This is a genomic window from Ferdinandcohnia salidurans (assembly GCF_042680725.1).
GTDB lineage: Bacteria > Bacillota > Bacilli > Bacillales > Bacillaceae_L > Ferdinandcohnia > Ferdinandcohnia salidurans.
The window spans coordinates 142,568-154,627 of the sequence record NZ_JBHUEK010000034.1; the positions used below are offsets into that span (position 1 = coordinate 142,568).

The 12,060-nt window shown below is 37.7% G+C and carries 10 protein-coding genes and 1 riboswitch; of the genes, 2 read left to right on the plus strand and 8 right to left on the minus strand.

Going from position 1 to position 12,060, the window contains the following annotated elements; all coding sequences use genetic code 11:
- Window positions 1-84 precede the first annotated feature (84 nt).
- From ACFSFW_RS22990 to ACFSFW_RS23015, 6 genes are all read right to left on the minus strand, one after another.
- Window positions 85-3,870 carry a PDDEXK-like endonuclease domain-containing protein gene (locus ACFSFW_RS22990; RefSeq protein WP_388041833.1) on the minus strand — a complete coding sequence of 1,262 codons (3,786 nt, stop codon included), beginning with the start codon at window positions 3,868-3,870 and terminating at the stop codon, window positions 85-87.
- A gap of 155 nt (window positions 3,871-4,025) precedes the next feature.
- Window positions 4,026-4,517, minus strand: coding sequence for a hypothetical protein (locus tag ACFSFW_RS22995; protein WP_388041836.1), 492 nt, complete (start codon window positions 4,515-4,517; stop codon window positions 4,026-4,028).
- Window positions 4,518-4,716: 199 nt separating this feature from the next.
- Window positions 4,717-4,899 carry a hypothetical protein gene (locus ACFSFW_RS23000; RefSeq protein WP_388041839.1) on the minus strand — a complete coding sequence of 61 codons (183 nt, stop codon included), beginning with the start codon at window positions 4,897-4,899 and terminating at the stop codon, window positions 4,717-4,719.
- 451 nt (window positions 4,900-5,350) lie between these two features.
- Window positions 5,351-6,265 carry a DUF4097 family beta strand repeat-containing protein gene (locus ACFSFW_RS23005; RefSeq protein ID WP_388041842.1) on the minus strand — a complete coding sequence of 305 codons (915 nt, stop codon included), beginning with the start codon at window positions 6,263-6,265 and terminating at the stop codon, window positions 5,351-5,353.
- Entirely contained in the window at window positions 6,258-6,818 is a 561-nt protein-coding gene (locus ACFSFW_RS23010) for an HAAS signaling domain-containing protein (RefSeq protein ID WP_388041845.1), read from the minus strand. Before ACFSFW_RS23010 ends, ACFSFW_RS23005 begins: the two co-directional genes overlap by 8 nt.
- Complete coding sequence (locus ACFSFW_RS23015) at window positions 6,811-7,134, minus strand: PadR family transcriptional regulator (protein WP_388041848.1); 324 nt, start codon at window positions 7,132-7,134, stop codon at window positions 6,811-6,813. The genes ACFSFW_RS23010 and ACFSFW_RS23015 overlap by 8 nt, the downstream gene beginning before the upstream one ends.
- 326 nt (window positions 7,135-7,460) lie before the next feature.
- Here ACFSFW_RS23015 and ACFSFW_RS23020 point away from each other — a divergent pair, with 326 nt between their 5' ends.
- Window positions 7,461-7,715: a hypothetical protein gene (locus tag ACFSFW_RS23020; RefSeq protein WP_388041851.1), complete on the plus strand. Its 255-nt coding sequence runs from the start codon at window positions 7,461-7,463 to the stop codon at window positions 7,713-7,715.
- 161 nt (window positions 7,716-7,876) lie between these two features.
- Here ACFSFW_RS23020 and ACFSFW_RS23025 read toward each other — a convergent pair whose 3' ends face one another.
- Both ACFSFW_RS23025 and ACFSFW_RS23030 read right to left on the minus strand, forming a co-directional pair.
- On the minus strand, window positions 7,877-8,794 hold the full coding sequence (locus tag ACFSFW_RS23025; protein ID WP_388041854.1) for an endonuclease I family protein: 918 nt from the start codon (window positions 8,792-8,794) through the stop codon (window positions 7,877-7,879).
- A 51-nt stretch (window positions 8,795-8,845) separates the two neighbouring features.
- Complete coding sequence (locus ACFSFW_RS23030) at window positions 8,846-9,823, minus strand: S8 family peptidase (protein WP_388041857.1); 978 nt, start codon at window positions 9,821-9,823, stop codon at window positions 8,846-8,848.
- Between the two features lie 279 nt (window positions 9,824-10,102).
- Window positions 10,103-10,204: riboswitch (purine riboswitch) on the plus strand.
- A 91-nt stretch (window positions 10,205-10,295) separates the two neighbouring features.
- On the opposite strand from ACFSFW_RS23030, the gene ade reads away from it, so the two are divergent.
- A complete protein-coding gene (gene ade, locus ACFSFW_RS23035) occupies window positions 10,296-12,032 on the plus strand; it encodes an adenine deaminase (protein ID WP_388041860.1) in 1,737 nt (578 codons plus the stop codon).
- The last annotated feature ends 28 nt before the right edge of the window (window positions 12,033-12,060 follow it).

The window sequence follows — 12,060 nt, forward strand, 5'->3', positions numbered from 1 at the left end:
TTGCTGAATAAAGGCTGTTAACCTAAAAAAGCCCCTTCTGTGAAACCACACAGAAGGGATTTTTCTTTTGGGACAGTGCTCCCCCTACATCATTTGTTGGACTTTTTTATGGTTTTTCTCTTTCTCGAGAATTTGCTTGATCAGTTGGTCGACTTCCTCAAGTTCTGCGCTTGGGTTTTTCCACCAGTTTCGGCTCCAGATGCGGTGGATGGTCCAGCCTTTGTTCTCTAGGAATTTTTGACGGTACACATCTCTTTCCTTCGAGGATAGTGAGCTATGATACATCGCCCCATCACATTCAATTCCAAGAATATACCTCGACTCATTTTCAGGATGCACCACGGCTAAGTCAATTCGATAATTGGACATGCCTACTTGTGTATCGACTTTATATCCCATTTCCATTAATTGTTCATACACTTGTGTTTCAAATGGTGAATCAAAATGAAGAGCCTTCTCCTGTCGTTGTGTGTTCATCTCTTCATTCAGCTCTGAAAGCACAGCTCCGATTCTCTCTTTCTGTAGATTCGAAACAGCCTGCGCGTACTCTAAATAACATTTAAAATACTTCGGCCCAACATTTTTCGTCTTCGATACGTCGAGTTCATTTGGTTCAATACTTGATACAACATAGATTGCTTCTTTTGAACGAGTTACCGCCACATTCAGGCGGTTTTCTCCCCCCTGCTGTCCAAGCGGGCCAAATCGATTATAGACTCTGCCATTTTCAGCTTTCGCATACCCAACCGAAAAAATGATAATATCCCGCTCGTCACCCTGTACGTTTTCGATATTTTTCACAAAAATTTGTTCATCCAAATCCTTACCCATGACCTGATGATACAAGGTATTAAATTCTTCATCTTCCTCGGCTAGCATATCGATATAATCAAGAATCTTATCCTGTTGTTTAGCGTTAAAGGTTATGACTCCAATCGACCTCGTTGCATCCTTTTGAAGCAATTCTTTCAATAAAAGGACCACTTCTTTCGCTTCAACCTCATTACACTGATTAATCCACTTGCCATCGACTTTCCGCCATTGAATCGCCGCTGGATTCTTCAGATGTTCCACGTTTGGCGCGATTTGAATATTGCCATTGTAATAGGCATGGTTTGAAAAATTAATCAATTCCTCAGACTTCGAACGATAATGCCATTGCAGCATTCTACTCGGAAACACTCGTTTTGCTAAATTTAGAAGACTTTCTGAAACGACCATATCGTCCTCATCAACATCATCTTCATCAATTTGGATACCACCCTTAAACAAATTACTTGGCGGTAATTGTTTTTCATCCCCGGCAATAATGACTTTAGACGCTCTGTAGACAGATGGAATCCCATTTTCAACCGTTAACTGTGAGGCTTCATCAAAAATAACTAGATCAAATAAATCCTTACCTAACGGAAAAATCGCAGACACTGTCTCAGGTGAGACAAGCCAAACGGGTAGTACATCTAATAAACCTTCTTGAGCATACTTTTTTACAAGCTTTCGAACGGGCCAGATTTGTCGCTTCTTCCCTGTTTGGTAAGTGATGTCCTTTATCGCTTTAGAATGCTGTTCCTTCACTGAAACAAGGGCTTTAATTAAGCGATTTTGCAAGACTTTAGCTGAAAGTTCTTTCTTTTCTTCTAAAAGATTCTTAAACCTTGTGCGTAATCGATGAAACTCTTCCGTTCCAATCTTGGTAAGCACCGGATGCTTTCGTTCAATTTCATCAATCCAGTATATATAGGCAGATTGTTTCGTATGTTCCACCCATTCTTTCGCAAGTTCACGATGAAGCTTGTCTTTACTTTTATCCTTTAATTCATCGATGAGTGATTTGACAAAAGGCATACTCTCATCATAGATTCGATCCATATTGCGAAGGTCATCAAAATCTTGAATCACATATTCTTGCTGTTTTTGAAATTCAGGTAATGGAATATCCCCTTTTGATATTTGTTCCTTATATTTCTGCAACTTTTCATCCTTAAAATAAGCTGATAATTGTTTCATTTCGTTCGACATGTCAGTTGATACTTTTGAAAGTTCATACAGGATTCGTAAGCTTTCCCTAAGTTTTGGCCACTCCGTCGATGATAAACCTTTAAATTTGTCACCTTCGATTAACTCTTCAACGATCGTCTTTCCGGTAAAAGAAGTCCACCACCAAAGTCTTAGTTTCTGAAGTGTTTTTTTCTCCTGAGGATTTAAGTCCTCATAAATTTTTTCGAGCTTACCACCAACTTCCCAGCTGTACTCCGGGGTAATCTCATCCTTTTCAAAATGCTCAAGGTAGATAATGCTTTTATCAGCCTGCTCAGTGACCTTCTTAAGAATCTCAACAATCGTCAAACGGTCCTTAATTTCAAGCTTTGCAAACGATTTACGATCTTTTAGTGGGTAGTTTTCCTGTCCAAATCGGCTAAAATAATCCCCGTATGAAAAGATGGTTGTTAAGACTTCTTCTAAATTATTCTTATTTAAATCGTTAATCACAGCCGTTAAGTTAAGAATGACTTCTTGTTGATTAACCGGTTTTCCAAGACCGTACAGGTCATAGGCTCGATATCCATGAGGTTGTGCTTCATACAAGCCTTTAGCAATTGCATCCAGTTCTTGCTCACATTTTTCGACTTTCTGTGAAAGTTGTTCATATTCAACCTCTAATTCCTGTACAAATTCATCTTTCACTAAGCGATTATGAAGCTTTCGGTAAAGGCTAGTTCGATCCGTCTTTTCATCATGTAATAGACTTACACTTGCTGAAAGCCCTAAGCTGTCGAGTCTTTGATAAACCACATCTAATGCCGCACGTTTTTGACAGACTAATAATACCTTGTTTTTATCGGCAATTGCATTCGCGATCATATTGACAATGACTTGAGATTTCCCCGTACCAGGTGGCCCATGAACAACCATGCCTTCGATTTCTTCAATCGAATTGATGATTTCTTCCTGGGATGCATCCGTATCAAGGACAAAGAACTTTTCTTTTTCTTTTTTTGGAGCTGTTTCATCAGATGTTTGTTGGCCCTCTCCGAGATTATCGGTTGTAAAGGTAGAAGAAGATCCTTCCCCTACATTCATCAAATCTCCCGCTAAGCCAAAATCAGAAATGCCCTCTTCCATTTGTTGCAGGAAATCCTCATAGTCTTTTAAAATAGCCGAGTTTCCTTGAGGAAAATGACCGAGAATCGCATAATTGTCTAATTGAAACTCACCCTTTTTAAAGGTTGGGATTAGGTCAGAAGTCAGATTTTGAAAAGATTCAAGTTCTTGAGCATTTGACCAGTTGATATTTATATTGTATTTTTTTAGCCAGGTTAACCATCCTAGAAAATCCATTTGAGAAGATTGCTCAATTGCCTCATCATACATCTCATCAGGCACATAGAAATTGCTCATTTTTTGCATCGCTAAAAAGAGTGGACGATTTAACATCGGGTCAGCATCTTCCATCGGGTGAAGAACCCACTTTGTTCCATGTTCTTTCACCCGTTCTAATTTCACAGAATGGAGAAACAAAGGAGCCCGTATGTACGTTCCATCAAGCATCGCACCACTTATGAACGGATAACCAATATATAAATCATATAAACCCGTTTCGTCCTCAATTGACTTCAAATTCCGGTAAAGAGTTGTCAATTTCCCCGACAAAAGAAGAGATTCTTCCTCATTTACGTTCTGCTTCACTAGGTCGACGTTCCGATTGTTTTTAATCAGCGCATCCAGTATATCTTGAGGATTTTTGTTGATTTTACCTACTTCGCTCAAGTCGAAATTCCATTTGTTATATACCTTTAACATACGAATGGACCGATTTCGCCGACTAATGTCATTCAACCGATCCTTCAAAACCGTTAATTTTTCTTTCAATTTAGATCACCTTATTTTTCAGTTCGTTCAAATACATAGTTTCATTATATACTTCTTTTTGCAAGAATATTTCATCAAGATGGGAAATTGTGGTGTTTTGAAGAATTGGTATAAAAATAGCCCAGGGCATATGCTCTGAGCATTTTTCATTTATTTTAGTTAAGGAACCTACTCCATTCAATCTTCGGACGACGTATCTTTTCCACCAAATACTGTACCCCATATAATAAATAAGCTTTGTAGTGTATATATAAAAAGAACTGAAAATAGGTTAATCGATGTAAACGCATAATTTTAATTTTTTTGAGAAAAGGCATGAACAGAAACGCAAAGAGTCCATGACCGATTGCATTTAGTAGCACATACTTTTTAAAGTTTCCAAACGATAATGTAAGGAGCCAAATCGACATGGGGATGTAAGGCCCAAGGTCAAAAGGTAGTTCATCCCTTACAAAGGATTTTGGCTTATCATAAAATAGCCAAAACTTCCGTCTTTGTCCTATAATGTGATTTATGATTTCAAAAATACAGATGATAAAACTTGCTAAAGAATATCGTTTGATGGGATGCTTACCTAGAAATAGCAATGATAGCCACGAAATGATGATCATCGCTAGATTAAATACAACGTGTCGCCTTGATGCCATAAGTGAATTTCACCTCGACCTGAATTATTTATACTATCTTAAAATGTCCAGATTTGAAAATAAAATCCACTTATTTTAGACTTCACCACATTACAGTACTACTTTCATTTATCCCTTTTTGATGTCCTGAAAACAACAAAACGCTTGAGGTTATTTTACCTCAAGCATTTTTACTTGAATTAATAAAAAATATATAAATCTATAACGATTTTTTTAACTTCTCAATTTCTGATTTTTCAAGGCTCGTAACTTCCTCTACAAACTCATCCGATAGTCCTTTTCTTAACAAGTTTAACGCTACTTTCGTCATACCTCTCTTTTCCCAGAAGTTCGGTTTATTAAAGATTTCTTCATCAATATCTAATTGTTTAATCTCTTTCATTAGCTCTTCCTCCTCATCAATATTTAAGTGTAAATATGTATCAAAAAACTCATTTATAAACCGAGACTGGGCTGGATTTAATTCCATTCTTAACAGCATTTTAAAAAATTCTTTCTTTACTTGGACCTTTTCCTTTTGTTCATACCCCATTTTACTTAATAATGCCGCAGCTACTGGATTATCCGATTCAATATAAGCACGAATTGTGAATCAAGTTTTTAAATAATTGATCGTGTATGTTATAGTTCTTGATGTCTTCGTGTAGAAGATTAATGTAGTGATTCTTAGTAGGCTTTTCGTAATCGATTGTGGTTACGGACAAATGATCACATCCTTTTATTTTCATGAGGAGAATCAGAGGGGTCTATCTATATTTAATCATACATAAAAGCACAGATACAAACAAGTGTTTGTATCTGTGTTTATTGGGACAATCGATATCTGTCCAGTTTCATTTATTTGTAGCTATAATATCTCCACTATCTGTTTCTAATTGAATAAGTATGGTCCCTTCCCCTACAGTGGCTTTATTCTGATATTTATCAAATAAATTCACATCTCCTGAGAAAGTACTCACTTCGAATTGAACGTCGGTTGGTTCTTTTTCTGCTTCTATTTTGATATCACCGCTGAATGTTTTAATATTGATGGCTTTAGAAATTTCACTTGTTGATATTAAGACGTCTCCACTGTCTGTTTTTGTATTCAAAGCTCCTTTTATCTTTTCTAATTTAATATCACCGGAGAACGTAATTGCGCCAAATGTTGTTACTGGTGCATCCTGGACATATAGATCACCACTGTCCGTTTTCGTTTCAATAGCTCCTTGTACGTGTTCCATGTGGATGTCGCCAGAAAATGTCTTGACCGTCATTTCCTCAGACGTAATAGTCTCTAATTTCACTTCACCACTATCCGTTGCTAGATTAATGGTTGTTGCCTGAAGGTTCTCCACAAGCAGGTCCGATGAAAATCCTTTTATGTTCACATGTTGATACATTTTTTCGGGTGCAAATATTTTCAATGTCAGTGTTGGGATATAGAAGTTAAAATTAAACCATTTTTCATTTTTAGATTGCAATGAAACAGAAAGAGTTTGGCCATCTTCTTCTACCGAAAATTCTTGAATCGTTTTTTCTACACCTCTCCCAACAAGTTCAACCCTGGCTTCTTCCATCGTGGGGACAGGAATGAACTCAACATCTGTGCTATCTACATTAACTTGAATGGAAGTAATAGACTCATTTTTAATCGGTATATTTTCATGTATTGAAACTTCTTTATTCACTGAACCGTACGTGACGGCACTACCGATTCCACCTATAACGACTAACAGAAGGGCTACGAACGATAATTTTTTAACCATGGATGGTCCCACCTTTCACAATGGATACATTGAATTTTAAATAGCGAAGAAATCCATTTTTCACACCATTCGACGCATAATACATTCCAATCAAAATGAATAAACCGGCTCCACAAAATGCAATGGAAAAGAAAACATCATACCATTCAAAAATTTCAGGATTAACGATGGTATTAACAATTACTAACAATGGACTCAAAACCCCTGCTACTCCTGTTATCCAACCAGCCAGTAAAAGGGAAAGCACGACAAGAAATGGTCCAAGCACAATTACTAAATTAACAAAACCTAGACCAATCACTGCCCATACGGCTCTGAACATATTTCGAGTAGTTGTCGTTGCTTCCATTTTCTCAATATGATAATTAGCCAATAATTCTTTTGATAATTGTTTGGGTGAGCCTAATGAAGTTGCAATTTCACTTTCCGTTTTTCCTTCCCCTATACCAATTGAAAAATACTCCTCATAATCTTGTAAGATATCTTCTTTTTCATCTTTTGGTAGCCTACTTAGACGCCTCTCCATTTCTGATAAAAACTGTTTTTTATTCATGGTTGATTCCCTCCTTAATTAACTGATTTACGCCTTCCGAGAATTCCTTCCACTCGTCTACTAATTGGTTTAAGTATGTCCGTCCTTTATCTGTCAGTCTATAATATTTTCTTGAAGGACCTTCACTGGATTCTTGAAGATATGTTGTAAAATATTCTTCTTTCGTTAACCTTCTTAATAATGGATAAACGGTTCCTTCTGAAATTTCAATTTGATCGGAAATCTTCTGAACAAGCTCATATCCGTATCGATCCTTTTTATCAAGCAATACAAGCACACATAGCTCTAATACACCCTTTTTAAATTGAACGTTCAATGTAGTCACCTCATCTCCTTAACATTTTCTATTTAACAACATACACTACCTTGCAATATACAGTACCTAGTCATAAAATATAGCAGTTGAGTACAATATAACATCATCTACTATACATTGCAAGGTACTATGGTAAAGATTTCCTAAAAGGCTTCTACATTTGGACAAACCAATAAAAAGCCAAGATGTAAAACGAATGTTTGATCTTGCCTAGTGTTCTGGGACAAGGGACCTGTCCCTCTGTCCCATCCCTCTGTCCCATCGCCTATACACATTCGTCCGTTTTTGCATAGGCTAGTAGTGTAAGGTAAAGGAGGTTGATACTGTTGCCTAAGTATAGGAAAAAGCCCATTGTTGTTGAAGCTGTGAAGCTTACACGATCGATTACAATTGAGACATCGAATGGTTCAATGAAGGGGCTCCCTGGGGATTATCTGATCACAGATAAAGATGGAGAACAATACCCTTGTGATAGAGATCAATTTGAAGCAGAATATGATACCGTAAAAGGTAATATGGATATAATGGGAATTGTCCGAAAATCCTTTAGGTTACTAAAAACAAAAATGTATAAAACATGACCCCAATATAATAGGGTTTTTAAGCATTATGGTTCTTTCCATATTGCTTATTTTTTGAGACAAAAGAAGTTTAGCAGCACCCTCTGGCACAAAAAAGACACACCTGTTTATAAGTGTGCCTTCAATTCGGTAAGGATTCAGTCTAAAAATGGGCATGTCCTTTAGTGTTCAAACCCAGACATAAAATCAATTTTATCTGCAAGTTGCGGAAAATCGATGAACGGATTTCTGTTTTTTTGAATAAGGAAAATCTCTTTGTTACGATGCTTTTCGTATAAAGAAACTTCATGTTCACGATGCCAGTTTAGTAGCATTTCAATATCTTTCTTTTGATATCGACTGATTTCTCCCGGATATCGTAACAAAAAATACAATGTTGCTCTTGCAACCTCACCCTTCCCACTTTCGGGCTCAAACTTACCCTCTTCATATTTCCCGCATTGGTCTCTAATTGCTTCCGTTGCCATTTTTGGTGGATAGTCAACAAAATCATAATAAGGATAATTAGATCTAGCTGAATTACAATCTTTTTCACAGGTAAAAAGATGATGCAGATCCCCTCTCATCGGATTATCCTCGTGAAACCATGACTGGGGCACTACATGTTCACAATTAAACATATTTTCCTGATGAATAGACGCTAATGCCTGCTGAAGGTCTTCATTTTTCAAGTTCCCTTTTAGCAACAAGTTATGAGCTTCTTTTCTTTTTCTGTCAGATTCATGATCTTCTCTCACGACTTGTTCAGGATCCTTTTCCTTTCCAGAATAGATGCTCTTCAGGGTTCCGTCCACTTGTAGGTCTACCCGTGTATAAAGAAGGTCCCGGGTTTTAGCATTATAAGCTAGCTGATTTACATGTGTTCTCGTGATTAACTGATTGAGTTGTTTATATAACTCTTTTTTATCCTCAAGATTAAAATCAATCGAACAATAGTAATCGTTGATGAACTTCTTATCCTGTTCTACGTCATAATACTCTTTTTCGTCTTCAAATCTCCTTTTGTTAACTGTTAACTCTACTAAAACGGTCTCTACATCAGGAAATTCATTTGTATCTTTATCCTTTGTGGAATTCATATAGTTCTCCTTTCCTGGTTTCTTTGTAAACCGATCAGAAAGTCACTATTCCTAAGGAGTAACATTCATGTTTGAAGCAGGAATCATGTCATGTAGCTTCTCAACTATGTCAAGGAGGAGAAATCCATTTCCTTCGGCGCTTTTTCTGTTGCCGAGAGGTACGGTTCGTCTAATGAGTTGGGCATAGACTTCTGCTTCGCTCAGTGTTCGGTCAAATTCTTTTTCACTTAGATTGATGAGTAAAGCAATTGCACCTGCAACATGTGGAGCCGCCATCGAGGTACCTGTTAGTTTGGCATATTGATCATCCGGATACGTGGAAACGATATCTACCCCAGGAGCCACAAGGTCGATTTCTGTATGCGTATTGGAGAATGGAGCAAGCTGCAAATCCATGCTGACCGCTCCTACTGAGATGACTTCGTTATATGCACCAGGGTAGGCATACTCAAAAGTATCCTCCAATGAATCCCCTTCATTCCCTGCTGCTACAACGACAGATATGTTTTGATTGACTGCATCTTGAATGGCCTTATGCATTTCAGGTACATCTTGAGGGCCACCTAGTGACATCGAGATGACGCGCACTCTTTCATTGTTAAGTCCTTGCCACTCAACTGCATAGCGAATGGCATCGATGATCCAATCATACTGACCTGCCCCTTCACCCGTTAAAGCTTTTAAACTTAAAATTTGAGCCTTTGGAGCAACCCCTACAACTCCATCATTGTTAAGACTAGCTGCAATCGTACCAGACACATGTGTCCCATGGCCATTGTTGTCTTCAAATACTTCAGGGTCCCCATTATAATCACTTGTAAAATTCCGCCCAGCAATAATTCGATCCTTTAGATCGGGATGAGACGTGTCAATACCAGTATCAATCACTGCAATAACAACACCTTCACCCTGACTGCTATCTTCCCATAAAGAAGGTGCCTGTACCAATTGAACTCCCTCTGGTGTTTCATTTGCCTGACCCACAACTGACTGAATGGTATACGGTAATAATTTGACCTGATTTTTCAAGATGAATCTCCTCCTTCAAATCTAGTTTTCAAAACAATTACCTCCATTCCCCTTCTGTCTAGTGTTTCCTGGTTGGCTTCGCTGTATGGGAACGTTTGTTTCATTATACTAATTGAACAGGCTTTTATCAAGTTAAAATACAGAAAATTACAAAAATGAATAGTTTGTCCCAGTTAAAATTCTATTTATCCTAACCTAAATGTGTACATCAGACTAATGCTAATTTTTAAACATTTCTATATTCCATTGACACTCGTCATTCCTACCTATAAAATCAACTAATAATTTCATACATGTACTCGTATAATCTTGGAAATATGGTCCATAAGTTTCTACCAAACTACCGTAAATGGTTTGACTACGAGAAGAGTTCGGCTTTTTGTGTACGTAACAAAAAGCTCTAGTTCTTTCTCTATGTCAAACCCTGGGTAAAAGCCCGGGGTTTTTATTTTTATATTGAGGAGGAAGTAAAATGAAAAAAGAAATCCTAAAGAAGCGTATAGCTGTCTCCAGTAAACAAATCCCGGCGGACCTCGTCATTAAAAACGGGAAGATCATAGATGTGTTTAACCTTGAAATCATTTATGGTGACGTCGCGATTTCAGATGGTATGTTTGTTGGAATTGGAGAGTTTGAGGGTAAAAAAGTCATAGATGCGAAGAATCGTTATGTGTGTCCTGGTTTTATTGACGGGCATGTGCATATTGAATCCTCGATGGTTCCCCCTTCTGAATTTGCGAAAGTGGTCCTTCCTCATGGCGTAACAACTGTCATTACGGATCCACATGAAATTGGCAATGTTTCAGGTAGTGACGGATTATCGTTTATGATTGAAGACTCTATGAATCTTCCACTTGATGTTTTTCTCATGCTACCTTCAAGTGTACCTGCTACTCCGTTTGAAAATAATGGAGCAGACCTTAAGGCTCAAGACTTGGAACCTTTTTACAGCCAACCACGCGTTCTCGGGTTAGCTGAGGTGATGGACTTCTCTTCTCTCAAAAACGCGGAGGATTCGATTATTGATAAAATTCTTGTGACTAACCATCAGAATGGACTAATTGACGGTCATTTAGCTGGCTTGGGTACAAATGCGATTGACATCTACAGAACAGCTGGTATCAAAACCGACCATGAATGTAATACAGCTCAGGATGCGCTTGAGCGATTAAGACGCGGGATGTATTTATTGATTCGTGAGGGCTCTGTTGCAAAAGATTTAAAAACACTGATAGAAGTTGTCACACCTAATAATGCACGTCGTTGTCTATTCTGTACGGATGATAAGCATTTAGATGATTTGATTGAAGAAGGTAGTATTGACCATAATATCCGGTTAGCGATCCAAGAAGGGATTTCCCCTCTCCAAGCCATACAGATGGCAACATTAAATGCTGCTGAATGCTATCGTCTATCAAATAAAGGTGCAATTGCCCCGGGCTTTGAGGCTGATTTCCTATTACTAGACCAACTAGAGGCGATTGAAATAACAGAAGTCTATAAATCTGGAAATCTTGTTGCACAGAATGGTCGTTTTGTTGCAACATCACCTGCTAAAAATGTTCCAAATACACAGTTACTGTCAACTGTTCATGTGTCTGAGTTACATGAAAAAGACCTTCAAATCTCATTCGGTGATGGAAATAAAGCAAATATCATTGAAATTATTCCAAATCAATTGATCACGAACAAACTAGTGGAACAAGTCACAGTGGAAAACGGTAATTTTCAGCCATCCCTAGAAAACGACCAACTTAAATTAGTCGTCGTAGAGCGTCATAAAAACACAGGTAATATCGGATTAGGAGTCGTAAAGGGATTTGGTTTTACAGATGGAGCGATTGCAACAACGATCGCGCATGATTCTCATAATATTGTTGCTACAGGCACCAATGATGCAGATATATTGGTGGCAATTCAGGGACTCAAAGACATGAATGGTGGCTTAGTGATTGTCAGAAACAAACAAATCATCGCCTCTTTATCCCTTCCAATAGCAGGACTTATGTCGGATAAAGACTCACAAACTGTAAATTTGGAACTTGAACAAATAAGTCTTTCATTATCTCAACTAGGGTTTACCGGTGATTTTAATCCATTTTTAACCCTTTCCTTTCTTACATTGCCGGTTATACCATCATTGAAATTAACAGATTTAGGATTATTTGATGTGGAAACATTTACACATATACCAGTACAAATGAACTAAAGGCTGAAGCAACAGAAGCTGAAGTAAA